General features: G+C 71.5%; 25 protein-coding genes. 20 read left to right on the forward strand and 5 right to left on the reverse strand.

All coding sequences use genetic code 11. The features are described from left to right. The first annotated feature begins 63 nt into the window (after positions 1–63). The 11 genes from HNR68_RS23770 to HNR68_RS23820 all read left to right on the forward strand — a co-directional run bounded on the left by HNR68_RS23770 (position 64) and on the right by HNR68_RS23820 (position 10,541). Positions 64–861, forward strand: coding sequence for an MBL fold metallo-hydrolase (locus HNR68_RS23770; RefSeq protein WP_179723957.1), 798 nt, complete (start codon positions 64–66; stop codon positions 859–861). 156 nt (positions 862–1,017) lie between these two features. Further along, complete coding sequence (locus tag HNR68_RS23775; RefSeq protein WP_179723958.1) at positions 1,018–1,575, forward strand: YbaB/EbfC family nucleoid-associated protein; 558 nt, start codon at positions 1,018–1,020, stop codon at positions 1,573–1,575. After that, entirely contained in the window at positions 1,572–1,901 is a 330-nt protein-coding gene (locus HNR68_RS23780; protein WP_246330523.1) for a WXG100 family type VII secretion target, read from the forward strand. Before HNR68_RS23775 ends, HNR68_RS23780 begins: the two co-directional genes overlap by 4 nt. Positions 1,902–1,909: 8 nt before the next feature. Continuing rightward, positions 1,910–2,770 (forward strand): WXG100 family type VII secretion target, encoded by an 861-nt coding sequence (locus HNR68_RS23785; RefSeq protein WP_179723959.1) that lies wholly within the window; start codon positions 1,910–1,912, stop codon positions 2,768–2,770. A gap of 2,692 nt (positions 2,771–5,462) precedes the next feature. Continuing rightward, positions 5,463–6,548 (forward strand): DNA/RNA non-specific endonuclease, encoded by a 1,086-nt coding sequence (locus HNR68_RS23790; protein WP_179723960.1) that lies wholly within the window; start codon positions 5,463–5,465, stop codon positions 6,546–6,548. Then, on the forward strand, positions 6,529–7,005 hold the full coding sequence (locus HNR68_RS23795; protein ID WP_179723961.1) for a hypothetical protein: 477 nt from the start codon (positions 6,529–6,531) through the stop codon (positions 7,003–7,005). Before HNR68_RS23790 ends, HNR68_RS23795 begins: the two co-directional genes overlap by 20 nt. A 101-nt stretch (positions 7,006–7,106) precedes the next feature. Next, the gene (locus tag HNR68_RS23800; protein ID WP_179723962.1) at positions 7,107–7,544 is read left to right on the forward strand and encodes a hypothetical protein; all 438 of its coding nucleotides are present in this window, start codon (positions 7,107–7,109) and stop codon (positions 7,542–7,544) included. A 143-nt stretch (positions 7,545–7,687) separates the two neighbouring features. Then, positions 7,688–8,224 (forward strand): hypothetical protein, encoded by a 537-nt coding sequence (locus tag HNR68_RS23805; protein ID WP_179723963.1) that lies wholly within the window; start codon positions 7,688–7,690, stop codon positions 8,222–8,224. Positions 8,225–8,378: 154 nt separating this feature from the next. Beyond that, complete coding sequence (locus tag HNR68_RS23810; protein ID WP_179723964.1) at positions 8,379–8,654, forward strand: hypothetical protein; 276 nt, start codon at positions 8,379–8,381, stop codon at positions 8,652–8,654. A 660-nt stretch (positions 8,655–9,314) separates the two neighbouring features. Continuing rightward, positions 9,315–9,878, forward strand: coding sequence for a suppressor of fused domain protein (locus tag HNR68_RS27295; protein ID WP_179723965.1), 564 nt, complete (start codon positions 9,315–9,317; stop codon positions 9,876–9,878). 222 nt (positions 9,879–10,100) lie between these two features. After that, positions 10,101–10,541: a hypothetical protein gene (locus tag HNR68_RS23820; protein WP_179723966.1), complete on the forward strand. Its 441-nt coding sequence runs from the start codon at positions 10,101–10,103 to the stop codon at positions 10,539–10,541. A gap of 7 nt (positions 10,542–10,548) precedes the next feature. Here HNR68_RS23820 and HNR68_RS23825 read toward each other — a convergent pair whose 3' ends face one another. Beyond that, complete coding sequence (locus HNR68_RS23825; RefSeq protein ID WP_343050365.1) at positions 10,549–11,202, reverse strand: endonuclease V; 654 nt, start codon at positions 11,200–11,202, stop codon at positions 10,549–10,551. A 344-nt stretch (positions 11,203–11,546) separates the two neighbouring features. After that, complete coding sequence (locus HNR68_RS23830) at positions 11,547–12,161, reverse strand: mycothiol-dependent nitroreductase Rv2466c family protein (RefSeq protein WP_179723967.1); 615 nt, start codon at positions 12,159–12,161, stop codon at positions 11,547–11,549. Positions 12,162–12,377: 216 nt separating this feature from the next. On the opposite strand from HNR68_RS23830, the gene pepN reads away from it, so the two are divergent. Continuing rightward, positions 12,378–14,954 (forward strand): aminopeptidase N, encoded by a 2,577-nt coding sequence (pepN, locus tag HNR68_RS23835; RefSeq protein WP_179723968.1) that lies wholly within the window; start codon positions 12,378–12,380, stop codon positions 14,952–14,954. A 162-nt stretch (positions 14,955–15,116) separates the two neighbouring features. Next, positions 15,117–15,935 carry a response regulator gene (locus HNR68_RS23840; protein WP_179723969.1) on the forward strand — a complete coding sequence of 273 codons (819 nt, stop codon included), beginning with the start codon at positions 15,117–15,119 and terminating at the stop codon, positions 15,933–15,935. A gap of 58 nt (positions 15,936–15,993) precedes the next feature. On the opposite strand, the gene HNR68_RS23845 is transcribed toward HNR68_RS23840, so the two are convergent. Continuing rightward, positions 15,994–16,494, reverse strand: a complete 501-nt coding sequence (locus HNR68_RS23845) for a DUF5130 family protein (protein ID WP_179723970.1) — start codon at positions 16,492–16,494, stop codon at positions 15,994–15,996. Beyond that, the gene (gene ctaJ, locus HNR68_RS23850; protein WP_179723971.1) at positions 16,481–16,741 is read right to left on the reverse strand and encodes an aa3-type cytochrome oxidase subunit CtaJ; all 261 of its coding nucleotides are present in this window, start codon (positions 16,739–16,741) and stop codon (positions 16,481–16,483) included. Before ctaJ ends, HNR68_RS23845 begins: the two co-directional genes overlap by 14 nt. Before the next feature lie 292 nt (positions 16,742–17,033). Between ctaJ and HNR68_RS23855 the strand changes: the two genes are divergently transcribed. Next, on the forward strand, positions 17,034–17,606 hold the full coding sequence (locus HNR68_RS23855; protein WP_179723972.1) for a hypothetical protein: 573 nt from the start codon (positions 17,034–17,036) through the stop codon (positions 17,604–17,606). Between the two features lie 39 nt (positions 17,607–17,645). On the opposite strand, the gene HNR68_RS23860 is transcribed toward HNR68_RS23855, so the two are convergent. After that, on the reverse strand, positions 17,646–18,290 hold the full coding sequence (locus HNR68_RS23860) for an HNH endonuclease (protein WP_343050366.1): 645 nt from the start codon (positions 18,288–18,290) through the stop codon (positions 17,646–17,648). Positions 18,291–18,508: 218 nt separating this feature from the next. On the opposite strand from HNR68_RS23860, the gene HNR68_RS23865 reads away from it, so the two are divergent. The 6 genes from HNR68_RS23865 (at position 18,509) to HNR68_RS23890 (ending at position 25,052) form a co-directional block, all read left to right on the forward strand. Next, entirely contained in the window at positions 18,509–20,626 is a 2,118-nt protein-coding gene (locus HNR68_RS23865; protein ID WP_179723973.1) for a prolyl oligopeptidase family serine peptidase, read from the forward strand. 129 nt (positions 20,627–20,755) lie between these two features. After that, positions 20,756–21,754, forward strand: a complete 999-nt coding sequence (locus tag HNR68_RS23870) for a mechanosensitive ion channel family protein (protein WP_380574287.1) — start codon at positions 20,756–20,758, stop codon at positions 21,752–21,754. 25 nt (positions 21,755–21,779) lie between these two features. Continuing rightward, complete coding sequence (locus HNR68_RS23875) at positions 21,780–22,172, forward strand: globin (RefSeq protein WP_179723974.1); 393 nt, start codon at positions 21,780–21,782, stop codon at positions 22,170–22,172. A 70-nt stretch (positions 22,173–22,242) separates the two neighbouring features. Further along, a complete protein-coding gene (locus tag HNR68_RS23880; protein WP_179723975.1) occupies positions 22,243–23,298 on the forward strand; it encodes an alpha-amylase family glycosyl hydrolase in 1,056 nt (351 codons plus the stop codon). Between the two features lie 94 nt (positions 23,299–23,392). Next, positions 23,393–24,691 (forward strand): heparan-alpha-glucosaminide N-acetyltransferase domain-containing protein, encoded by a 1,299-nt coding sequence (locus tag HNR68_RS23885; protein ID WP_179723976.1) that lies wholly within the window; start codon positions 23,393–23,395, stop codon positions 24,689–24,691. Positions 24,692–24,788: 97 nt separating this feature from the next. Continuing rightward, positions 24,789–25,052: a hypothetical protein gene (locus HNR68_RS23890; protein WP_179723977.1), complete on the forward strand. Its 264-nt coding sequence runs from the start codon at positions 24,789–24,791 to the stop codon at positions 25,050–25,052. Positions 25,053–25,056 lie beyond the last annotated feature (4 nt).

Consider the following 25,056-nt stretch of genomic DNA (forward strand, 5'->3'; position numbering starts at 1 on the left):
AACGCGCTCCTCCGCGTCGTGAGCCCCCTCGTGCGCGGTCAGGGGCCGCTATCCTCAGCGGCCATGACCGGGGCGGAGCTGCGGGAGGTCGGGCCGGGCGTGTTCGTCCGGCGCCACGCCGAGCTGGACCTGTCCGTCGGCCTGGTGGTCGGCGCCGAGTCCGCGCTGGTCATCGACACCTGCGGCGACCGGGTGCAGGGCGCCGAGCTGGCCGCCGCGGTCCGCCGCACCACGGCACTGCCCTGGCAGGTGGTGATCACCCACGGTCACTTCGACCACTGCTTCGGCACCAGCGCCTTCCTGCCCGCCCCGGTCTGGGCGCACGAGCGTTGCCCCGGCTTCCTCGCCGAGACCGCCGACCGGCAGCGCGCCGAGTGGGTCGAGCACTACCGCCGCGCCGGCTCCGACGACGTCGCCGACGCACTGGCCGGGTCGGCGCCGGACCGGCCGGACCACCTCGTGACCGACCGGGTCGAGGTCGACCTGGGCGGCCGGACCGTCGAGCTCCGGCACCTCGGCCGCGGCCACACCGACCACGACCTCGTCGTCGCCGTCCCCGACGCCGGGGTCGTGTTCGCCGGCGACCTCGTCGAGCAGGGCGCGCCGCCAGACTTCGAAGACGCCCACCCGGAGCACTGGCCGTCCACTCTGGACGCCCTGCTGGCACTGGGCCCCGGCACCGTGGTGCCCGGGCACGGCGCCCCCGTCGACCCGGACTTCGTCCGCACCCAGCGCGCGGAGATCGCCGAGGTGGCCGAGCTCTGCCGCGCGGTCCGGCTCGGCGCGCTGTCCCGGGAGCAGGCGGTCCACCGCTCGCCCTACCCGGCGGAGACCACGCGCGCCGCGCTGAGCCGACCCTGACGCTCGCTGCTCCGAAAAGCCCAGTCCCCCAAGCCGTTCGGAGTCTTTTCGCTTCCCGTCGGCACCGATCGGACAACGCGATCGTCATCCTTTCCGGGGGGGGCGTCGTTGATCGGTCCCCACCGAGGTTGAGGACGGCGGAGGACGGTGCGGGACATGGTCGGACGGGACGAGGACTTGGCTGCGCGCAACGCCGCACTGCGGGACCAGATCGACAGCATGCTCGCCGACCTGCGGCGCCGCACGGCCGACATCCAGGAGAAGCAGGCCGCGGCCGCGCAGCAGACCCACGAGATCTCCTCGGACGACGGGATGGTGACCGTCCGGGTGGACGCGACCGGCACCGTGCAGGAGCTGTCGCTGTCGCCGAAGGCCTTCGAGCGCACCACCCCGGAGAAGCTGTCGCGCACCATCACCAGCGTCATCCGGGAGGCCGCGGGCACCGCTCAACGCCACCTGCAGGCCGAGTTCGCGCCGCTGGCCGACGTGTCCGACGTGCCCGAGGTCCCGGGCGTGCCGTCGCTGGCCGGGCTGCTGCGCCAGGGCCCGCTGGTCGAACCGCCCGATCCCGAGGCGGAGCGCCGGAAGCGCCGCGAGGAGGAGTCCGCCGCCTCGGCGAAGAACCAGTCGCAGCCGCAGCAGGTGGGCGCCCGCTCCGACGACGAGTGGGACGACTGGGACTGGGACGCCAACCGGCGAGGGGGCCGCCGATGAGCGACCAGCTGCGCATGCAGCCCGAGGAGATCCGTGCGGGCGGCAAGAAGATCGGCGACGCCGGGGAGGACCTCGAGCAGGTCATGACCAAGCTGAAGGCCGCGCTGGACGCCGAGGGCGAGTGCTGGGGCAACGACGAGGCGGGCCAGACCTTCGGCAAGGACTACACGCAGGGCCGCGACAGCGTCTTCGACGGCCTGAAGAAGGTCGTCAAGGCCCTCGGTGACATCGACGACAACCTCAAGGCCACCGCCGACGACACCGAGTCCAGCGACGCCAGGTCGGCCGCGGACATCGGCAAGTCCGGGTCGGACATGCCTGCCTAGGGGGTTCCATGAGCATCGAGATCCCCGACGAGGTCAAGTGGCTGCTGCCGATCGTCGTCGGCGAGTCCTGGCCCGAGGGCGACGAGGACGCCATGCGACGGATGGCCGACGCGTGGCGCACGGCCGCGAACGACATCGAGAACGTCAAGGCGGCCGCCAACCGCGGCGCCGAGCAGGCCAAGGGCGCGATGGAGGGGCAGACCTCCGAGGCGTTCGCCAAGCTGTGGAAGGACATTGGCGACGGCGACGAGGCCGCGCTGACGAAGCTGAAGGAGTCCTGCGAGAAGCTCGCGAAGGCCTGTGACGACGCCGCCCTCGACGTCGAGCACACCAAGCTGACGATCATCGCGTCGCTCATCGCGCTGGCCGCCCAGATCGCGGCGATGGTCGCGGCCGCCCCGTTCACCTTCGGTGCCTCCACCGCGGGCGTCGCGGCCGCGCAAGCGGTCACCCGCACCGTGGTGATGCAGTTCTTCCGGCAGCTCGTCATGAGCATCCTGAAGAACGTCGCCGTCGAGATCGCCACCTCGCTGGCGATCGAGTTCGCGGTGCAGGGCGTGCAGATCGCGTCCGGTGAGCGCGACGGCTTCGACGCCGGGAAGTTCAAGGACGCCGCCATCTCCGGCGCCATCGGGGGTGTCGTGGGCGGCGCGTTCGAGGGCGTCGGCAAGGGGCTCGGCAGGCAGGCCGGGGACGCCGTCGGCGACGCGGCGGGCGGAGCGGCCACCACCGCGGGCCGCGCCGCGGGCGACGCGGCGGGCGACGCCGCCGGCGAGGCGGCGGAGAACGCGGCGGCGGCGCTCGGCAAGACGGCGCTGAAGGAGGGCGCGCTCGGCGCGGCCGAAGGCGCCATCGGCAGCGCGGCGTAGCAGCTGATCACCGAGGGCGAGATCGACTGGGGCGACGTCGGCAAGGGCGCCCTCTCCGGCGGCGTGACCGGCGCCGGGATGGGCGTGGGCGGCGAAGCGCTCAGCCGCGTGGGCAACGTCGACGTCCCCGACACCGACGTCGGCGGGAACGGCACGAGGTCCGGCAGCGACGGCGGGACCGGCTCCGGGAGCGACAGCGGCGGTTCCGGCAACGACAGCGGGTCCGGGACGAGCCCCTCCGGCACGGACTCGTCAAGCACGAGCTCCGACGGGTCCGACGGCCCCACGCGGACCACCTCGACGACCGACGGCGACCCGGGCGTGCGCCCCAGCACGTCGAGCACGACCGGCGGCGACGGCCCGAGCTCCAGCAGCACAGCGCACGACGGCGGGGACACCTCGTCCAGCACCTCGCACAGCGGTAGCGACACGTCGGGCAGCGGGACGAGCACCTCGCACGGGGACTCCTCGCGCCCGGACACGATGTCGTCGAGCTCGTCCGGTAGCCCGCACCAGTCCTCGGTGGACTCCCACAGCACCCAGAGCCACGGTGACGCGGGCCCGACCTCGCGCGCCTCGGACACCGGTCCGACCCACACGTCCGGCGACTCGCCGAGCAGCAGCGGCGGACGACCGGACCACGCGCCCAGCGGCCCCTCGCACACCACGACCGACCCCGGCTCGACTCCGAGCGGAGCCCAGCACCACAGCGGCAGCGCCCCGTCCGGCAGCGACGGAGGCACGAGCACCGGCTCCGGCGGCAGCGCCCCGCACAGCGGCGCCAGCCCCAGCGGCGGTGCACCGTCTGGCGGCGGAGTCCCGCACAGCGGCGGCCCGGGCGGCGGAGCCCCACACAGCGGCGCCAGCCCCGGCGGCGGCGCGCCGTCCGGTGGCGGAGTCCCGCACAGCGGCGGCCCCGCTGGGGGCGCACCGACCGGGGCTGTCCCCAGCGGTGGAGCCCCGCACGGCGGCGGAACGCAGACCGCCCCGAACTCCCCGGCCAGCACCACGTCGTCCAACGTGGACGCTCCTGCGGCGGCGACCGCCGGCCCGGCCGGTCCGGTACCGACCGGCGGCGCCCCGCGCGGCGACCAGACCACGGCTGCCGGCGGCGGGCCAGTGGGCGGCGCGATGGGCGGCATGGCCGGCGGAGGTGCTCCGGGCGCCGGAGGCGGCACCTCGACGGGCGGCGGCAGCGCCCGCCCGGGCGCCGGAGGCGGCTGGACCGGCACGCCAGGCTCGCCCGGCGCCGCCGCGCGGCCGACAGGCGGCGACGCGGGCCCACGGCCCGACACCGGTCGCCCGGGCGGCCCGGCCCGCCCGGACACCGGACGCCCGGGTGGGCCGTCGCGCCCGGACGGCGGTCGCCCCGCCGGACCCCCGGCAGGCGCCGCCCCGCGCGGCGCCGAACCGACGAGCGCACCACCCCGCCCGAACCCGGCTCCGCAGGGGCCGGGAGGCCCGGGAGTGCCACCCCAGCGCACCCCGAGCGGCGGTCCGGTGCCCCCACAGCACGGCCCCCACGGTCCGACCACCAGGCCGGACGGCGCGCCACCACGCCCGGACGGGACCGCACCGCGTCCGAACGGCGACCCAACGCGCCCCGACGCGACTGCGCCTCGACCCGACAGCGGCCCACGACCCGACGGGTCGGCACCACGCCCCGACAGCGGACCGGCACGTCCCGACGGGACCACACCACGTCCTGACCATGGCCCCACGCGGCCCGACGGCACCACGCCCCGACCGGACAACGGGCCGGCACGCCCGGACAGCACCACACCCCGGCCCGACACCGGGCCGACGCGGCCGGACACGACGACGCGCCCGGGCAGCGGGCCGACGCGGCCTGACGCGACCGCGCCTCGGCCCGACGGCACCACTCCGCGACCTGACGGTCCGGCGCGCCCGGACGCCAGCGCCCCCTCGCGACCGGCCGGGACGACTCCCGACGGCACCGGTCCGCGCCCGGACGGCCCGACCAGGCCGGACGGGACGACTCCCGACGGCTCCCGCCCGGACACGACCGCACCGCGTCCCGACGGGCCGCGACCAGAGGGCAGCGCTCCGAAGCCGGACACGCCCACCCGCGACGGATCACCGCGACCGGACCAGCCGAGCGGGCAGCGCACACCGGACCCACAGGGCACCCGCCCGACCGGCACCCGTCCGGACCCCGCGGGCACTCATGACCCGAAGGCAGCGCACCCGGACGGCACGGACCCGTCGCGCCCGAAGGACTCCACCCCGGACGGCCCCGAGCACCGCCCGGACGGCACGGACCCGCACCGGGACGGCGACGCGGACCCGGGCACCCCGGAGCGCCAGCAGCAGATCGCCGAGGCCGAAGCCCACCGCGACACGACACCGAGCGGCTCGTCGTTCCACACCGACCCGCACCTGCGCGACCTCGCGCAGCGGGTGCCCGACGACGGCGTCCACCACACGGTCGACGTGCACGCCCTGCCGGACGGCCGCGTCCGCATCGGCGACCGCACGTTCAGCCCGCAGGAGTTCGCGGACATGATCCGCCGCGACCCGAACTGGGACGGCAAGCCGATCCGCCTGCTCTCCTGCGACGCCGGCACCAGCGGCCTGGCCCGGGACCTGTCCCGCGAGCTCGGCGTCCCGGTGACGGCCCCCCCGAGGCCTCGCCTGGACCGACAGCAACGGCCGCGTCTTCGCCTCCGACATGGGCCCCGACGGCCGCCCCGGCTGGCCCCCGAACGGCGGCTGGGACACCCACCACCCGGACGGCACCCAGACCCCGGCCAGCAACGACGGCTTCCACCCCACCCGAGACGGCGAAGACCCCGGCCAACGCCCCGACGACGCCGAAGCGCGCATCTACGACCCTCCGTACGACCCACCACCAGCGCGGACAGAGATCAAGTTCGAAGACGAACCAGACTTCGACAATTGGCCTGAAGGCGCCCCTGGCGTGAGGGTCGAGCCGTCGAACGAACCGTTCGTGCGCTGGAACCGACCGGACGACAGCGAGTTCAGTTCTCCGGCCCCTGACGACCCAGCAAACCCTGAAACGAACCCGCTCAGGAATGGCGAAACTTTCAGCAGCCGTGACAACCCGCCTGAGAGTGAACTCCGACCGAAAACGAAGTACACGACACCGAGGGCGACCTTCTACACGAACAGCGAGGGGCGGATTGAGTGGGTTGAGGCTCATCCGGGAAGGCAAGGAGACCCCAATCCGGAACTGAACAACCCTGCGCCGAATGCCAAGTACCGAGTTGCGGACAACTGGACGTTCCAGACGAACTCCAAGGGTGAGACATCCGCCATGACGGGTACGCCTCACTACAAGAACAACCCCAACGACCCTGTGTCCCAAAGCACGCACTACTACCGCGACGAAAACGCCCAGGACCGCGTAGGCCAGCGCGGCTACGACGCCTACAGGGGCACGGAATGGGAGCACGTGAACTGGGACGGCGGCCACATGGCCGCACACGAGTCGGGAGGCCCCGGAGAGGAGATCAACCAGTTCCCGCAGATTCGGGGGAGCAACCAGGGGCACTACGAGGACGGTTACACCTACAAGGCGTCCTGGCGAGCGCTCGAAGCGTATCTCTCCAGGACCGCGAAGACGCCCGGCTGTTCAGTGGACCAGATTCAGGTAAAACTCCATCCGGACAACAGCACGGTCCCAGAAACGGCGACGTACCGGTGGACGGAGACGCGCAACGGCGTCACGAAGACCTACGAGATGGTCTTCCCGAACGACCCTGCGAAGGTGAACTTTGGCAGACCAAGACGTTGACACCGCCCCCGACGCACTGGCCCGTGAAGCGGTCGAACTCGTGGCGGATGCAGCACCGATTACCTGGCAGCGCTTGATCCTCCGTTACCGCGCCACGGTCTCGCTTTACCAGTGCGAAGTAACCGCCCACCTTGCTGACGGCACGACTGCCGCTGTCGACATACCGTACGAGGTCCACGGGACCATCGCGGAACTGCGGTCGCTCACAGCGGTGCCAGGCCAGGGCGCGTGGTTTTCCGCAGAGATTTCGGCAGACCGCGCCGGACAGGTGTCGACTTCGTTCAACTACACTGAGGATCCCGACTGGCCAGAGGGAATACCCGCGACCATCTTCTCGCGGGACCTTGACTTCTACCCGCGAACTGACGACGCGATTCCGGATTGGCTGCGCGAAAAACTCCGGGAGGCCAAGTCGATCATTGCAGAGCTACGCGGCAGGCCAGCCGAAGAAACATGAGAGAACACGCGGCCGAACCAGCCATCTACCCACCAGAAGCTACTTGGTGTACTCTTGACAGACTCCCTGATCACGCCGACTAGGAACACGGGTATCCACAGATGAATTCTCCCACTCCACTGGGCCCGGTCGAACAGAACGAGTTGCTGTCCCAGCTCACGACGATCGCGTTGGACAACGCACCCGAGGGCTGGTTGCGCATCTTCGCCGAGTATCGCGCTGTCGGGAACTACGTGGAGTCCGGAGCCGGCATCAAGTGGCCCGACGGACGCGTGACGCAGTTCGCACTTCCAGAGAGTTTTTGGAACCTGTTCTGGACGCTGCGCGCCGGTATGGCCGGACCTGAAACGGGAACCTGGGTCTCCAGTCTGTTCCGGATCCAGCAACCTGACACCTACGAGGTGAAGTTCAATCGCGAAGTGGAGCCCCGCTGGGCGGCGGAGCCGCCGACTGCCGAGTTCGCGCGGGAGCTCGAGATGTTCCCACGCACGCAAGAGAACATCCCCGACTGGTTCCGCGCACGCCTCGCAGGATCCTGAACGACGAGAGTAGCCCGCTCGTCAGGTTGCACAGGCGGAAAGGAACTGCGAGCGGTACGCCGGGCGGGCAGACCACCGCAGTGGCCGCCTGGCCCGGGCCGCCTTGGACCAGGCGGAGCAAAGGCAGGAGAAGCGATGACCCGATGTCCAGTCCCGATCAGCGTGGCGACAGGCCGCACAGCGACGAGCTGCCCAACCCCACGATCGAAACCGTCGCTCGGGACGATCTGATCACCGAGTGGATCGGCTGGAGCCTGATCCAGTCGGCTCCGGCGGACTGGCAACGCATCGACCTCATGGCGACGATGACCGTCGAGGTGGTCGACATCAAGTTCACCGTGATCATGGAAGACGGTTCGAAGCCGGATGTCGAACTGCCGGAAGGCGTCCACCAAGCATTGGCAGACCTGCGGCAGGAGATGTACCAGAAGGACCGCGGAACTTGGTTCTCCGCCCGCATCACCATCGATCCTCCTGGTGAGTACAAGGCCGACTTCAACTTCGACCTCGAACCGGTCTGCACCCCACCGATCCCGGACAAGGCACTCATCAGGGACTTGGACACGTTCCCGCGGGACCGGGAATTCATCCCCCCGTGGTTGCAAGCCAAGATCGATGATTACCACAAGTCGCTCTACGAGCAGTACACCAAAACTGCCCGCGAGAAGCACGGCCACTGAGGACCAATCGCGATGCCAGCAGCAAGCAACGACCTCCAGGCCAAGTACCAGGAATGGCAGATCAGCTCACCCAGGTGCTTCCGCCGGGCTGGGAGTACGCCCAAACCTCTACCGTGCGCTGGGCGACCACCGGGAATGCGCGGCCATAGTCCAGTTGGCGAATGGCGCGCTCGCCAAGTGGTCCGTCCCCGATCAGATCGTGGCCCGCTTCCACGACATCCGCAAAGCGATGGTTCGGCCCGATACCATAGCCTGGTTCACCGCCAAGTACGAGATCAAGTATCCCGGCAAGAGCAGGTTCCAGTTCAATTCGACTGACGAACCGAAGTGGACGAACCCACCATCCGACGACGATTACACGACCGAGCTCGAGCGCCATCCTCGGGACCCGGAGAAGATCCCGGACTGGTTCCCTACACGCTCCGCTTGAGCGGATCACAAGATACGCGACGACGAACTCTTCCACGGACAACTGCATGATCGTCTGCTACCGCGGAACACCGTTGATCGGCGAGGTCGTCGACTCGACTCAGTCGGGAAGCTGACCGGGGTCAGCACCGCTCTGAGGCGAGTGATCAAGGCGTCTCCCGAGTTCACGGAACCTCCTGAAGTGCAGGCGCGGACAACGCATCCGGCCCCGAGGATTGCGTCGCGTCGGGGCCGTGGGCACTGAGGTGCATCGCGTACGCGAACGAGATCGACTCGGAATACCTCCCCGGGAAGCACTGGCTGGCGACCTGCGACCGTAGTCGGTGGTCCCGGGCTCACGGAGTCGTGGCCACGTCGAGCGGTGCCTGAACCCGGTCCGGAGAGTCGGGGTCAGATAGACCGAAGCAGAAAGACCGGAGCGTCTCGCTCTTGTGCTCGCCGCCGGGAACGTGCGGTGGGAGGACGCGGTGAGCCCCTCCCGGGAGGAAGTAGCATCCGGGTTCGTGATCTTGGTCGGCGCGAGGGGTCTGGCGGCGCGCCAGGTGGTCCGCCGTCCACGTCGTCTCCAGCAGGACCGGGGGCCGCGCGGAGGACCGGGCCCCAGACCACGCCGGCCAGTGCAGCGGTGGCCCCGATGGAACGCGAGGGAGACGGAGATCCTGTGTCGACCTTCCAGCCGTACTTCGGTCTCCTCGAGCACTTCGGACAGCGGCTCGGCCCCGTGCAGCGGGTCGAGTCCGGCCGGTCCGCCCAGGGGAACCGCGGTTACGACCTGGCGTTCTACGGTTCGGACGAGCCGCCCATCAGCACGGTGATCACCAACGGCCTCCGCTTCCAGTCGATCACCTCGATGCTGCCCGAGGAGCTCGTCTGCTCACTGCGGGCGGACCAGGAGCACATCGCGCACTACCTGGTCGACTCGATCGCGTCGATGATCATCCAGAACGGGACCGGCATGGAGTATGGTTCGGTGTTCCACAACGACCAGCCCATCATCGACGGCACCGCGATCACCGCCGTCCTCGCGCACACCAGCCCGCTGTTCGACGAGGCCTTCAACCTCTTCCCGGACCAGGACGCCCCGACCTTGCAGATCATCTCGCTCGTGCCGATCACCGACGCCGAGGTCGAGTTCATCGGGGAGGAAGGCGCCGACATGCTCTTCGAGGTCTTCCACCTCAACCAGACCGAACTCGTCGACGTCCGCCGCCGCTCCGCGGTCTGAACGGACGCGCCGCCCCGCCCCTCAGGGGGTCCTCGCGACATGACCACCCCGCTCCTGCTGGCCCCGGAGCAGCAGGACTTGCTCAACGCCCTCCCGCTCCGGCGACGGATCGGCGATCGCCCGCACCACGCACTGAGCAGGCCGAACGAGGAAGCACCAGCGCTGCTCGACGGGCGTGTGAGACCGTGTCCGCGATCGACTGGACGAGGGAGGGGCTGCGCGATGACCGGTCGGACCGTTCCCGGAGACCTGGGTCCGGAGGGGCAGAAGGCGCTGCTGGACGAGCTGGCCGAGGTGGTGACGTCCGCCGCGCCGCAGGACTGGGCACGCCTCGCTGTCGAGTACAAGTGCCTCGGGCGCCACGTGGAGCTCGGCGTCGGGGTCCACGACGCGACGGAGCAGCCGATCTCCTGGGAACCGCCCGCCGAGGTCGACGCGCTCTTCTGGCGACTGCGCGTCGGCATGTACGAGGAAGGACGCGGGACGTGGTTCTCCGCCTTCTTCCGGACCAGGACGACCGGCCCCCACGAGATCTTCTACAACTGGGACAACGAGCCGCCGTGGCAGCCGCCCGCGGAGAGCTTCGCCCACGAGCAACGGCTGTTCCCGCGCGACGGGGCCCACCAGCCCGCCTGGTTCCGCCGGCGCCTCGAGCAGACCTGAGCGGTCGTCAGTCCAGCACCCGGCCCAGGTGGTCGGCGGTGCGAGTGGTCTCCGGGAGGCGGTACTGCGGGGCCAGGCGGAGGACCAGGTCGCAGGCCGCGTCGAGGGTGAAGCGGTGCCCGATGGAGACGAACACCGGCTTCACGCCGCGCTGGGTGCGCAACGCCCGGCCGACGACGTCGCCGTCCAGGGACAACGGGGACCAGTCGCCGCGCTCCTCGCCGGGTGGTTCGTAGCGGCCCATCGCGGTCTTGCCGACGCCGATGCTCGGCAGGTCGGTCAGCACACCCAGGTGGCAGGCCAGGCCGAAGCGGCGCGGGTGCGCCAGGCCCTGGCCGTCGCACACCAGCGCGTCCGGTCGCACCGACAACCGGTCGAGCGCGTCCAGCAGCGGTGGTGCCTCGCGGAACGCGAACAGGCCCGGCACGTAGGGGAACCCGGCCTTGCCCCGCACCACGGCACTGTCCACCACGGACAGCGTCGCCACGTCCAGGACGGTCACCACCGCGACCAGGTCGTCCCCGTCGCGGTACGCCACGTCCAAACCCGCCGCCGTGCGGACCTGCGGTGGTTCCTCGACGCGGACCTCCGCGCGCAGGCGCTCCTGGACCGCGACGGCGTCGGCCTCCGTCGTCGGCCACGGGTGCAGGTCGCGGGCCACGCCGCCGATCGTAGTCGTGAGTGCGAAAACCGCCTGGAACCGGCTTCCGCACTCACGACCCGCTCGCTTCCGCGCTGGATCGACGTGGTCCCGCGGAACTCCGCGATGCCGGGGCCCGCCCGTTGCCGGACCGCTCGTCGCCGCCGAACGAGGCGACCGGGTCGAACCGGCCACCGTTGACGTCGACCTGGCCGGCGGCTGAGCGCGTTGCAGCTCTGGCCGCCACGGACCCCCGGTCCGACACAGCTGACGTCACACCGAGCCCGTCACGTCCCCGGTGATCACCGCACTGGAGGATCGAGCCGCGGACTGGGAACACCGGGAGGAACTCGTCCGACCCGGGCTCAGTCGAAGCGGGGCGCCTCGGTGCGGGTGCGCTTGAGCTCGAAGAAGTACGGGTAGCTGGCCATCAGCACCGCCCCGTCGAAGATCTTCGCCGCCTCCTCACCGCGCGGGATGCGGGTGATCACCGGGCCGAAGAACGCCACCCCGTCGACGTGGATCGTCGGGGTGCCCACCTCGTCACCGACCGGGTCCATGCCCGCGTGGTGGCTGGCGCGCAGCTCCTCGTCGTACTCGGTGCTGGTGGCCGCCTCGGCCAGCGACGCGGGCAGCCCGACCTCGGCCAGCGACTCGCGGATGACCTTCTCGAAGTCCTTCTCGCCCTGGTTGTGCAACCGGGTGCCCATCGCCGTGTACAGCGGCGACAGCACCTCGTCACCGTGGTGCTTGGCCGCGGCGATGGCCACCCGCACCGGGCCCCACGCCTTGTCCAGCAGCGCCCGGTAGTCCTCCGGCAGGTCACGGCCCTCGTTGAGCACCGCCAGGCTCATCACCCGGAAGTGCAAGTCGATGTCGCGCACCTTCTCCACCTCGAGGATCCAGCGCGAGGACACCCAGGCGAACGGGCACGCCGGGTCGAAGTAGAAGTCGACGCGGGGACGGGCGGCGGACGTCATGCTGCCTCCAGAGTTCGTGGGTCGTTCGCGGGCACGTTCGGACGCGGCCCGCCGTGGGTACGAACCCCGATGAGGGCGAATATCTTTCCGACACGCCGAACCCGCGCCGCAGCACTCCCGGGCGCGCGTCGGGGCGCGGACGTGATTTGATCCCTACGCCAGGCCGCCCACCGGCGAGCCTGCCTGACCCAGTCCCGACGAGCAACGAGGTGAACCGTGGCCCCGCCGAACCTCACCCGCGAACAGGCCGAGCAGCGTGCGGCGCTGCTGGAGGTCCAGTCCTACGAGATCGAACTGGACTTGTCCGCGGGCGCGGGTGGTCCGGACGTGACGACGTTCGGGTCCACCACCACGGTGCGGTTCCGCACCACCCAGGCGGGGGTCGACAGCTGGATCGACCTGGTCGCCGACCGGGTGCGCAGCGCCGTGCTCAACGGTGTCGAGCTCGACGTCTCCGACTACGACGAGTCCACCGGCATCCGGCTGCCGAACCTGGCCGCCGAGAACGAGCTCGTGGTGCGCGCCGACTGCGCCTACACCAACACCGGCGAGGGCCTGCACCGCTTCATCGACCCGGTCGACGGCGGCGTCTACCTCTACAGCCAGTTCGAGACCGCCGACGCCAAGCGGATGTTCGCCTGCTTCGACCAGCCGGACCTCAAGGCCACCTACCAGATCACGGTGGACGCCCCGGCCTCGTGGAAGGTCATCTCCAACGCCGCCGCGGAGGTCACCGACGCGGGCGACGGCGTGAAGCGGCACACCTTCGCCACCACCGAGCGGATGTCGACCTACCTGGTCGCGCTGGTCGCCGGCCCCTACGCCGAGTGGCGCGACGTCTTCCCCGGCGAGAACGGCCAGGACGAGATCCCGCTGGGCATCTACTGCCGAGCCTCGCTGGCCGAGCACCTCGACGCCGAGCGGCTGTTCCGCGAGACCAAGCAGGGCTTCAGCTTCTACCACAAGGCCTTCGGGGTGCCCTACCCGTTCGGCAAGTACGACCAGTGCTTCGTGCCGGAGTTCAACGCGGGCGCGATGGAGAACGCCGGCTGCGTGACGTTCCTGGAGGACTACGTCTTCCGGTCGAGGGTCACCGGCTACCTCTACGAGCGGCGCTGCGAGACGGTGCTGCACGAGATGGCGCACATGTGGTTCGGCGACCTGGTGACCATGCGCTGGTGGAACGACCTGTGGCTCAACGAGTCGTTCGCCACCTGGGCCAGCGTGCTCGCGCAGGTCGGCGCCACCGAGTACGACCACGCGTGGACGACGTTCGCCAGCGTGGAGAAGTCCTGGGCCTACCGCCAGGACCAGCTGCCCTCCACCCACCCGGTGGCCGCCGACATCCCGGACCTGCAGGCCGTGGAGGTCAACTTCGACGGCATCACCTACGCCAAGGGCGCGTCGGTGCTCAAGCAGCTGGTGGCCTACGTCGGGCTGGAGAACTTCCTGGCCGGCCTGCGGGTCTACTTCGACCGGCACGCCTGGGGCAACGCCACCCTCGACGACCTGCTGCGCGCGCTGGAGGAGGCCTCCGGCCGCGACCTGTCGTGGTGGAGCGCGCAGTGGCTGGAGACCACCGGCCTGAACATGCTGCGCCCGCGGTTCACCCTGGACGACGACGGCCGGTTCAGCTCGTTCGAGGTGGTGCAGAGCCGCGCCCGGCCCGGTGCCGGTGAGCTGCGCACGCACCGGCTGGCCATCGGCGTCTACGACGACGAGGGCGGCAAGCTGGTGCGCAAGCACCGCGTGGAGCTCGACGTGACCGGCGAGGTCACCGAGGTGCCGGACCTGGTCGGCGTGCACCGCGGCCAGCTGGTGCTGGTCAACGACGACGACCTGACCTACTGCTCGCTGCGCCTCGACGCCGACTCGCTGGCGACGCTGGTCGACCGCATCGGTGACATCGACGAGTCGCTGCCGCGCGCGCTGTGCTGGTCGACCGCGTGGGAGATGACCCGCGAGGCCGAGCTGAAGGCCCGGGACTTCGTGACCCTGGTGCTGGGCGCCTCCGCCGACGCCGGCATCGGTGCGGAGAGCCAGATCGGCGTGGTGCAGCGGGTCCTGCTGCAGACCCAGACCGCGCTGGGGTCCTACGTGGACCCGTCGTGGCAGGAGGAGGGCTGGCGCCGGTTCAGCTCCCGGCTCTTCGAGCTGGCCCGCGCCGCCGAGCCCGGCTCGGACCACCAGCTGGCGTTCGTCAACTCGCTGACCGGGTCGGTGCTGTCCGAGGACCAGCTGGCCGAGCTGCGCGGCTGGCTGGACGGCTCGGCCGCGCTGCCCGGCCTGACCGTGGACACCGACCTGCGCTGGGGGCTGCTGCAGGCGCTGGTCGCGCACGGCGCCGCCGGCGAGGCCGAGATCGACGCGGAGCTGGAGAAGGACCAGACCGCGACCGGGCGTCGCCGCGCGGAGCGGGCGCGAGCGCTCATCCCGACGCCGGAGTCCAAGGAGAAGGCGTGGCAGCGCGCGGTGCACGACGACCAGCTGCCGAACGCGATCAGCGACGCGATCATCGCGGGCTTCCAGCACCCGGCCCAGCGCGAGCTGCTGGCGCCGTACGTCCAGCGCTACTTCGAGGAGATCGACGAGGTCTGGCAGCGCCGCTCCAGCGAGCGCGCGCAGCCGACGGTGATCGGCCTGTTCCCGTCGTGGGCGGTGGACGACCAGACCGTCTCGGCCTCGGACGCCTGGCTGGCCGGTGACCACGCCCCAGCGCTGCGCCGGCTGGTCTCGGAAGGCCGCGCGGGCATCGTCCGCGCCCTGGCCGCCCGGGAGTTCGACCGCTCGTGACCCGTCCGGCGACGGCCCGGACCTCCCCGCTGCCGACCACCCGGCCGGGCGAGGTTCGGGCCGTTGCCCTTTGCACGGCGGCCCGTGACCACGCATCGTCAACAAGCAGGTGCAACGCGTTGGGCGGGTGTGACCCGCGGGGCGTGGGGGATGGGAGCGGCGATGCCCGAGTTGATCTCCGCGATCGCCGAGCTGATGTGGCCGCTGATCGCGGTGTTGGCGATCTTCGTGTTCCGGCGCGCCATCGGGCGCGTGCTGCGCACCGCCGAGCGGCGGGAGCTGGAGTTCGAGATCGGTGGGCAGAAGCTCACCATGCACCAGCTCAACGACCAGCAGAACGAGATGATCCTCGACCTGCAGCGCCAGCTCAGCGCGCTGACCAGGGAACTGGCCGAGCGCGACCGCACCGGCGCGGCGAGCGGACCGGTGGTGCCCGCCGTGCCGGTCCCCGCGGTGCCGGACACGGCGAACTTCCCCGACGATCCCGACGACTTCCCCGGTGAGCTCTGCGGCAACGGCCACGGGGAGCGGCCGGTGGAGCCGTCCGGCATCGGCCACGGCGAGCTCCGCCGGTCGGCGCTGCCGGTGCGGGAGCCGGTGGGCCCGGAACCGTTCGCCGTGCTGTGGGTCGCGGAGAAGCCGCAGGCGCACGCGATCCTCGCCGAGCAGCTCCGGGACAACGGGGTGCGGGTCACGATGGTCACGACCACCGACGCGGCGCTGGCCGAGCTCTCGCAGCGGCCCTACCGGCTGGTCGTGCAGGACATGGGCCGGCGGGAGAACGGCCGGTGGCGGCCGGACGCGGGGCTGGCCCTGCTGCGCGAGCTGCGCGACCTCGGCGTGGACACCCCGGTGATCGTGTTCAGCAGCCAGCAGCTCCAGCAGCAGTACGGCGAGCAGGCCCGCCGCTCCGGCGCGGTGGCCACCACGTCCTCGACCTACGAGATGTTCCAGAACTTCCAGAGCTTCGGGCTGCTCTGACGACGAACGGCCCGTCCCCCTCGACGGCGGACGGGCCGTTCGCCAGTGCTGCGGGCTGTCAGTGGTGGGCTCGGGCCGCCTGCGGCGCGGTGCCCGCCGTGTCGGAGAGCATGCGCAGCGCGCTGATCAGGCCGTCGACGTACTCGCCCTCCTTGAAGGAGGCCACCATGCTCATCGCGGCCAGCTGGCAGCTGCGGTCCGGGATCCGCCGGTGCGCTTCCTCGCCGGTGACGATCTCGAACACGCGCTGGCCGGGCGAGACCGCGATCAGCACGCCTTCGGAGGCGCGCGGCCCGAGGCTGGCGTGCAGCTCCTCGGCCTGCTTGCGGGTGTCCTCGCCGAGGCCGCCGAGGTAGATGGCGAACTCCAGGCCCGTGCTGCGGCTGGACAGGGTCAGGGCTTCGTCGAGCCGTGCGAGCTGGCTGGGGCTGAAGGGCAGCGCGGGACGGTCGGGTTCCACCCGGCGCGCGATCGACAGCCGACCGGTGTCCGTGACGGCCTCGCCGAGGCCGAGGTCCCGCTCGTCCGCAGCCTGCCTCGCGATCTCACCAGTTGCCACGTGCGCCTCCCCGAGCAGTGCTGGACCGCGTGCCGTCCGACGCGGCCCCGGAATCCTCGTCCGCCACCGGAGCGGCGTTGTTCACGCCCGCCGGATTGGCCACCCACAACACCGGCGCGAAGTCCCAGTCCTGCCCGGCGCGATAACGGGGGCGGGTGAGCCTCGGCCACATCGTGATGAGCACGATCAGGCCGTAGATGGCCGCTGGGATCACCGCCAGAGCGAGCACAGTCTCCACGACAGTCACGTCAGTACGGTATCCGATGACCACCGCCGGATGCGCCACGACCTGGCAGCGTGCATGATCGGAGCAGTCGATCACCGCCCGGCGCCCTCCCGCATCGTCGCAGGCCGGACCGCCGCGACGCCCTGCGCAGCACGGACGACCTCCGAGACGGCTGCGCGGACGGGCCGCGGAGGAACTACGTTCAGTCACTGGTCACGCGTGGCGTACCTCACTTAAGGTAACTCGATCAGAGTAATCAAGGCGACCGAATGGAGCCCAACCAGACGGTTGCACCGCGCGGCGACTTGGCGGCTTGTTCCAGACGATCTCGACTCATAGTTTTTCACCTGTATGGCCCTTGCATATTTGGCCAGTCGCGCTCAAAACCTCGTCCGAATGCGGGAGGCACACGATGTCGATCTCCGGAACCGCCACTCAGCGCAACACCCTCACCCTTCTGATCGCCCACCAGCCACTGCGCGAACACGGCGTCCACACCTGCAGTGAGCACCGCGGCGTCCGGATCAGCGGCCGGCGAGGCGTGCGGATCAGCGGTCAGCGCGGAGTGCGGATCAGCGGTCGGCACAGCGGTGCCCGCACCACCGGCGAGCACCGGGGTGTGCGGATCAGCGCCCAGCACGGGGTCCGGATCAGCGCGCGCAGCGGCGTCCGCCCCACCGGCCGGCGGGGCGTGCGGATCAGCGGTCAGCGGGGCGTGCGGATATCAGCCGGCGTGCGCATCTCGAACGACGCGGGGACGTCCCGGGGCGTGCGGATCTCGAACGGTGTGCGCATCTCCCGCGGTGTGCGGATCAGCCGGGGGGTGCGCGCCGGTGGTCGGCAGGGCGTCCGGACCAGCAGCCGGAGCGGGGTCCGGATCAGTTGACCGGTCGTGGCGCAGCGGGCACCGCGCCACGACCGGACGTCAGGCCGCCGGCTCGCCCAGGTACGGCAACCACAGCGGGTCCGCCTCGGACAGCCCGGCCAGCAGCCGCCAGTGCCGCCCGCGCGGGGCGCGCGGCACGACCGGCAACCGCCAGCCCAGCTCGTTGAGCGTCTTGTCCGCCTTCCGGTGGTTGCACTTGGTGCAGCAGGCGACGCAGTTCTCCCACGTGTGGGGGCCGCCTCGGCTGCGCGGCACGACGTGATCTATCGTTTCGGCGCGAGCACCGCAGTACACGCACCGGTGGTTGTCCCGCAGCATCAGCGCGGCGCGGGTCAGCGGGGTCCGGCTGCGGTACGGGACTCGCACGAAGTTGCTCAACCGGATCACGGACGGGACCTCGATGGCGGCGTTGGCCGAGTGCAGGACCATGCCCGCCGAGTCGCCGTGCACCACCTCGGCCTTGCCGCAGACGAGCAGCACGATCGCGCGCCGCAGCGGGAGTGCCGTCAGCGGTTCGAAGGTGGCGTTGAGCAGCAGGACCCGTCTCTTGCGCCAGGAGGGCGCGTGACCGGGCGGGCGGTCCGTCTGCGGCGCGGAGCCGCGGCTCGACGGGCACAGCGGGGCCCGCGGCGCGGAGCTCGTCGCGTTCCGCGCCGGTTGTCGGGTCGGTTGTCGGTCGGGCACGCGACCACCTCCACCGGTTTCGGGCAAAGTTCAGCACAGAACCCCGTCCGAACGCACGTGTGATTCGCCACGCCGCGCCGCTGCGGCTGCGAACCCAGGTCAATCATTCTTGATCACGGCACGATCCGGCAACGACGACCGCCGGGCGAGTGGTCATCACCGGTGAACCACGCGCCGAGACCGGCTCGCGGCCGCCCGGAGCACGTATCTTGGCGGACGTGACCGACGCTCGAGCACAGCTGCGCTACCCCACCGCCCACCGCGACGACATCGTCGAGGACCTGCACGGCCGCCAGGTGGCCGACCCCTACCGCTGGCTGGAGGACCCGGCCGACCCGCGCACCGTGGCGTGGTCGGCGACGCAGGACCAGCTGGCCCGCACCTGGCTGGACGCCCTGCCCGGGCGGGAGACCGTCGCGGAGCGGATGCGCGAGCTGATGTCGGCCGGTTCGGTGTCCGCGCCGACCTGGCGCGCCGGTCGCGCGTTCTTCACCCGCCGCGAGCCCGACCAGGAGTTCCCGGTGCTCTGGGTGCGCGAGCGCGACGGCAGCGAGCGGGTGCTGCTGGACGTCTCCGCGCTCGACCCGTCCGGGCTGACCACCCTGGACAGCTGGTCGCCGAGCCTGGAGGGCGACCGGCTCGCCTACCAGATCTCGGTCGGCGGTGACGAGGAGTCGCTGCTGCACGTGCTGGACGTGGCCACCGGCGAGCTCGTCGAGGGACCGATCGACCGCTGCCGCTACTCGACGATCTCCTGGCTGCCCGGCGGCGAGGAGTTCTTCTACGTCCGGCGGCTGGCCCCCGAGCTGGTGCCCGAGGGCGAGGAGCAGTTCCACCGGCGGGTGTGGCGGCACCGCGTGGGCTCCGACCCGGACGCCGATGACGTGCTGGTGCTCGGTGAGGGCCTGGACCCGACCTACTACTACGGCACCCGGGTGTCCCGCGACGGCCGCTGGCTGGTCGTCGAGGGCAGCCCCGGCACCGCACGCCGGGACTCGGTGTGGATCGCCGACCTGAGCGCCGGCGGTGCCGTGCCCGACCTGCGGCAGGTCGTGGACACCTCGGACGGCTACCGGGTCGGCGCCTGGGTCGAGCGCGACGGCCGGTTGTACGTGATGACCACGCGGGACGCCCCGCGCTGGCGGCTGTGCGTGGCCGACCCGCAGCGGCCGGAGCCGGAGCACTGGACCGAGCTCATCGCCGAGCAGCCGGACTCGGTGCTGGAAGCGGTGCGCTGGTTCGACAGCGGGGACGGCGACCCGCAGCTGGTGGTGCTGCGCACCCGGCACGCGGTGTCGGAGGTGACGCTGCACGACCCGGCCACCGGCCACCAGACCGGCGAGGTGCCGCTGCCCGGCACCGGCCAGGTCACCGCGCTGACCACCGTCGACGAGCACACCGACCACGACCGGGACCGGCTGTGGATCGGCTGGACCGACTTCGCCACCCCGCCCTGCGTGCACGCCTACTCGCACCGCACCGGCCAGGTCGCGCTGGAGCAGCGCGCGCCGGGCACCGTCGAGCTGCCCGCGGTGCACACCCAGCAGGTCACCTACCGGTCGCTGGACGGCACCCCGGTGCGGATGTTCCTGCTGAGCCCGGTGGCCGCGCCGGACCGGCCGCGCCCGGCGCTGATGACCGGCTACGGCGGGTTCTCGCTGTCCCGCGAGCCCGGCTACACGCCGTCCGCGCTGACCTGGGTGGCGGCCGGTGGCGTGTGGGCGCTGCCGTCGCTGCGCGGCGGCGGCGAAGAGGGCGAGGAGTGGCACGAGGCCGGCATGCGCGCCCGAAAGCAGAACACCTTCGACGACTTCCACGCCGCCGCCCAGCACCTCATCGACGAGGGCTGGACGACCTCGGACCAGCTGGGCATCTCCGGCGGCTCCAACGGCGGCCTGCTGGTCGGTGCGGCGCTCACCCAGCGCCCGGACCTCTACCGCGCGGTGGTGTGCTCGGCACCGCTGCTGGACATGGTCCGCTACGAGCGGTTCCTGCTCGGCCGCACCTGGAACGACGAGTACGGCACCGCCGAGGACCCGGAGGAGCTGGGTTGGCTGCTGTCCTACTCGCCGTACCACAACGTGGTGGAGCAGACCGACTACCCGTCGGTGCTGTTCACGGTGTTCGAGTCGGACACCCGGGTCGACCCGAACCACGCGCGCAAGATGTGCGCGGCGCTGCAGCACGCCACCAGCTCTGACCCGGCGAAACGCCCGGTCCTGCTGCGCCGGGAGACCGAGGTGGGGCACGCCGCGCGCTCGGTCTCCCGTACGGTGGGGCTGGCGACCGACCAGCTCGCCTTCCTCGCGGAGGCCACCGGACTGGGCCTGGACTGAGCCCGGCTCCCGTCCGGCCGTCCCGACTGTCGGGACTCGTGCGCAGCGGGGTGCGCACGATGCTCGACGCTGGTGCGGTGCGCGTGCAGCGACGGCGCGACCCGCCGTCGCGGGACATGGATCGACAGCATGGAGACCCCCGAACCCATGGAACTGCCGCTGCTGACCCAACCCGAGTGCGCCGGCGAAGCGGGCTGGTGCGACACGATCTACCAGTGGACCGGCAACAGCTGGTTGGCGTCCTACTCCGAACTGCTCATCGCCACCCCCCTGCACATCCTGTTCATCCTGGTCGTCGCGTTCGTGTGCCGCTGGCTGGTGCACCGCACGATCAACCGGCTGACCCGCGGCAACGGCAAGCCCCCGAAGCTGCTGAGCCCGCTGCGGGAGCGCAAGGTGGACGCGCTGACCGCGGAGCTGCTGTCGGAGCGCCGCGTCCAGCGCGCCCGCACCATCGGCTCGGTGCTGAAGTCGATGGCGTCGTTCGTCATCTTCGGCCTGGCCGCGATCTACGTGCTCCAGGAGCTCAACATCCAGGTCGCGCCGGTGCTGGCCTCGGCCGGTGTGCTCGGTGTCGCGGTCGCCTTCGGCGCCCAGAACCTGGTCCGCGACTTCCTGTCCGGCATGTTCATGCTGGTCGAGGACCAGTACGGGGTCGGTGACGTGGTCGACCTCGGCGAGGCCACCGGCACCGTGGAGAGCGTCGGCCTGCGGGTCACCACGCTGCGGGACATCAACGGCACCGTCTGGTACGTCCGCAACGGCGAGATCCTGCGGGTCGGCAACTCCAGCCAGGGCTTCGCCTACGCCGTGGTGGACTTCCCGATCTCGCACACCAGCGACGTGGAGAAGGCGATCACGGTCGCCACCAAGGTGGCCACCGACGCCACCGGGCGCGAGCCGCTGTCCAAGGACGTCCTGGAGCCGCCGGAGATGCTGGGCGTCGACATGATCACCGCCGACACCATCACGCTGCGGCTGACGGTCAAGGTCCGGCCCGGCCGCCAGTGGTCGGTGCAGCGACGCCTGCGGGCGGAGATCAAGCGCGCCTACGACGAAGAGGACATCAACCCGCCGTACCCCTACGGCCGGCCGCTCCCGCCGAGCAGTCCGGTGCAGCAGCCGTGACAGCGCGGCGGTCGTCCCTGAGAGGATGGGCTGCGTGACTTCCGTGGAGAGCTTCTACGAGCAGGTCGGCGGCGAACCGACCTTCCACCGCATCGTGGCGCGGTTCTACGAGGAGGTGGCCAAGGACGAGCTGCTTCGTCCGCTCTACCCCGAGGAGGACCTGGGCCCGGCCGAGGAGCGGCTGCGGCTGTTCCTGATGCAGTACTGGGGCGGGCCGCACACCTACTCGGAGCGTCGCGGGCACCCGCGCTTGCGGATGCGGCACGCCCCGTTCAAGATCGGCCCGGCCGAGCGGGACGCCTGGCTGCGCTGCATGCGGATCGCGGTCGACGAGGCCGACCTGTCCCCGCAGCACCGCGACCAGCTCTGGCAGTACCTGGAGATGGCCGCGGAGAGCATGGTCAACTCCTGGTTCTGACGCGGAGCAGTCCCGGCCCCGCCAGCCTGGCGGTGCGGGTGGTGGAGATCAGCGAGCGGAGGACCCCGTGATGCGGGCGGCGGACGCGCGGGCGGGCCACGGCGAACGGCCGTGGTGGTGGGACGCGGTGTGCTACCAGGTCGACGTCGGTGCGTTCGCCGACGTCGACGGGGACGGCGTCGGCGACCTGGACGGGGTGCGCGACCGGTTCGGCTACCTGGAGCTGCTCGGTGTGGACGCGGTCGTGCTGGCCGGCACGGCGGGGCTGGACCCGAGCGCCCCGGACTTCGCCGAGCTGCTGGCCGAGGCGCACGCTGCCGGGGTGCGGGTCATGGTGGCGCTCGACGTGGACCCGGCGCGCACCGACCCGGCACGGGTGCTCGAACCCTGGCTCGAGCACGGCGCCGACGGCGTCCACCTGGCGCCGCGCGAGGACCCGACCGGGGCGGTCCGGTCGGTGCTGGCCCGGTACCCGGACCGCGTGGTGATCGGGACCGGGGACTGGCACCTGTCGTTCAACCTCGACCTGGCGATCGCCGGGTTCGCCGCCGGACCGCTGCGCGCGGCCATCACCGGAGCACTGGCGGGCCCCGGGCCGCGCACGGCGTGGGCGATGGCCAGCCGGGACACCAGCCGCAGCCGGGACGACGCCGCGCTGACCCCGGTCCGCTCGATGGCCCTGGTGCAGCTGGCGCTGCCCGGCGCGGTGTGCCTGCGCCACGGCGAGGAGCTGGGCCTGCCGGGCACCGAGCGGATCCCGATGCCGTGGGAGGGCGACCGGCCGCCGTTCGGGTTCTCGCAGGCCGCCGGCGACTGGTCGTCGATCCCGGCGGAGTGGGCCGCGTTCACCGTCGAAGCGCAGCTCGAGGACGAGTCGTCCACGCTCTCGCTGTACCGGCAGGCGCTGGAGGTGCGCAGCAGCCACCCGGCGTTCACCGGTGACGAGGTCGAGTGGTTCGGCGCCCCGGAGGACTGCTTCGCCTTCCGGCGCGTCGGCAGCAGGTTGACGTGCGCGTTGAACACCTCGTCGGCCTCGGTGCCGCTGCCACCCGGGGAACTCTTGCTGTCCTCGCGTCCGCTCGACGGCGAGGACCTGCCGCCGGGGACCGCGGCGTGGCTGGTGTGAGCCCGGACTCTCCGGCAGAACCGTCCGCGCATGCGCTCGTTCCACCCCCGGTAACGTTTGTCCGCGAGAGACCTTCGAGACCCCGCTGGATGCCATGACTGCGACTGCCACCGCGCCCGCGACGAGCGCAGCTCGGACGCAACCACGCACCGGTCGGCTGGTCGGGGTCGATGTCGCGCGGTTCGTCGCCGTGTTCGGCATGTTCTGCATCCACTTCGGGGTGCCGTTCTTCAACGGCATGCCGGAGGTGTGGATCGCGCAGTTCTCCAGCGGCCGGTCGACGGCGCTGTTCACGCTGCTGGCCGGGGTCTCGTTGGCGCTGCTGTCCGGGCGCACCACGCCCCCGACCGGTGAGGCGCTGCGCAACGCGCGGCTGCGGATCACGCTGCGCGCGCTGTTGCTGCTGGTGATCGGTCTCGCGCTGGCCAAGGCCACCGACGCGACCGGCTTCCTGCTCACCGTGATCATCCCGTACTACGGGCTGTACTTCCTGCTCGCCGTGCCGTTCATCCGGTTGCGCACCCGCGGCCTGCTCATCGCGGCGGCGGTCACCGCGGCGGTGGGGCCGCAGCTGTCGTTCGTGCTGCGCAGCTGGATGGCCGGCGACACCCCGATGGCGTGGCTGGTGTCCGCGGTGAACGCGGTCGACCCCGGCCACCTGATCGCGGACGCGGGGATCTTCGACCTGCTGCTGCTCGGCTTCTACCCGGCCGTGTCCTACCTGCCGCTGGTGCTGCTCGGCATGGCCGTCGGGCGCCTGGACCTGCGGTCGACCAAGGTGCGGTGCTGGCTGGCGGTGGCCGGCCTGGCGGTGGCGCTGGTCGCGTGGCGGGTCTCGGAGTGGCTGCTGGACCTGGTCGGCGGCACGCGGCCGGAACCCACCCAGGGCACCGTGCCGATCGAGCACCCGCACTGGCTGCTCGGCACCGGCTCGCACAGCGGCACCACGTTCGAACTGCTCAACTCCGGCGGCATCGCGCTGGTGATCCTGGCGGTGTGCCTGGTGCTGGCCGACCGGGCGGGACGCGCCATCAAGCCGCTCGCGGCCGCCGGGTCGATGGCGCTGACCCTCTACGCGTTGCACGCGGTCGCGATGGCCTGGGTCATCGTCGTCGGCGGCTACTCGCTGAGCGGGGTCCCGGAGCCGCTGGCTGAGCTGTCGACCATGGGACCCGACCTGCCCGACCTGCCGGGCATGCCGGCGTTCCCGCGTGACGGGCACGTGCCCGAGGGCGTGGTGGCGTTCGTCTGCACCTTCATGCCCGAGCTCTTCCTGGTCTTCGCCGTGGTGTTCCCGGTGGTCTGGCGGCGGGTGTTCCGCCGGGGCCCGCTGGAGGCGGCGGTCAGCGAGTCGGTCCGCTGGCTCTCCGGCCACCTCTCCCGCCGCTCCTGACCGGGGCTCCCCCGCGTCCCGAACTTTCGCCCCTGCCCGAGTGGGGTCATCCTGGGGGCGCGTGCACGGGTGTCACGTGCCTCTGGGGGGTGGCTTCATGACTTTCCGGCATCGGACCGGGAGCGCCGACGCGGTGGACATCCCGCCGGCGCTCGGCAAGGCGATGGCGGACTACCGGGCTCTGCTCGACGAGCTGGAGAAGGGCACCATCGACGAGCCCACGTTCCGGCACCGCGCGCTGCGCGTGGGCCTGGTGCTGCGCGAGCGGGACGCCTGGATCCTCGACCTGTCGACCGAGCGGTGGTGGCGCTACGACGGTGTCGCGCTGTCCAGTCTCCGCTTCGGCGACGCCGAGGGGTGAGGCC

Origin of the sequence: Saccharopolyspora hordei (genome assembly GCF_013410345.1) — a bacterium.
In the GTDB taxonomy this organism is placed as follows: domain Bacteria; phylum Actinomycetota; class Actinomycetes; order Mycobacteriales; family Pseudonocardiaceae; genus Saccharopolyspora; species Saccharopolyspora hordei.

Bases quoted from the DNA above. Each gene is read 5' to 3' on its own strand.
- HNR68_RS23880 (WP_179723975.1), top strand. From the start codon at position 22,243: ATGCGGGCGGCGGACGCGCGGGCGGGCCACGGCGAACGGCCGTGGTGG.
- HNR68_RS23885 (WP_179723976.1), top strand. From the start codon at position 23,393: ATGACTGCGACTGCCACCGCGCCCGCGACGAGCGCAGCTCGGACGCAA.
- HNR68_RS23775 (WP_179723958.1), top strand. From the start codon at position 1,018: ATGGTCGGACGGGACGAGGACTTGGCTGCGCGCAACGCCGCACTGCGG.
- HNR68_RS23820 (WP_179723966.1), top strand. From the start codon at position 10,101: ATGACCGGTCGGACCGTTCCCGGAGACCTGGGTCCGGAGGGGCAGAAG.
- HNR68_RS23785 (WP_179723959.1), top strand. From the start codon at position 1,910: ATGAGCATCGAGATCCCCGACGAGGTCAAGTGGCTGCTGCCGATCGTC.
- HNR68_RS23770 (WP_179723957.1), top strand. From the start codon at position 64: ATGACCGGGGCGGAGCTGCGGGAGGTCGGGCCGGGCGTGTTCGTCCGG.
- HNR68_RS23805 (WP_179723963.1), top strand. From the start codon at position 7,688: ATGTCCAGTCCCGATCAGCGTGGCGACAGGCCGCACAGCGACGAGCTG.
- HNR68_RS23780 (WP_246330523.1), top strand. From the start codon at position 1,572: ATGAGCGACCAGCTGCGCATGCAGCCCGAGGAGATCCGTGCGGGCGGC.
- HNR68_RS23790 (WP_179723960.1), top strand. From the start codon at position 5,463: ATGGGCCCCGACGGCCGCCCCGGCTGGCCCCCGAACGGCGGCTGGGAC.
- HNR68_RS23870 (WP_380574287.1), top strand. From the start codon at position 20,756: ATGGAGACCCCCGAACCCATGGAACTGCCGCTGCTGACCCAACCCGAG.
- HNR68_RS23800 (WP_179723962.1), top strand. From the start codon at position 7,107: ATGAATTCTCCCACTCCACTGGGCCCGGTCGAACAGAACGAGTTGCTG.
- HNR68_RS23840 (WP_179723969.1), top strand. From the start codon at position 15,117: ATGCCCGAGTTGATCTCCGCGATCGCCGAGCTGATGTGGCCGCTGATC.
- HNR68_RS23875 (WP_179723974.1), top strand. From the start codon at position 21,780: ATGGGCTGCGTGACTTCCGTGGAGAGCTTCTACGAGCAGGTCGGCGGC.
- HNR68_RS23830 (WP_179723967.1), bottom strand. From the start codon at position 12,161: ATGACGTCCGCCGCCCGTCCCCGCGTCGACTTCTACTTCGACCCGGCG.
- HNR68_RS23890 (WP_179723977.1), top strand. From the start codon at position 24,789: ATGACTTTCCGGCATCGGACCGGGAGCGCCGACGCGGTGGACATCCCG.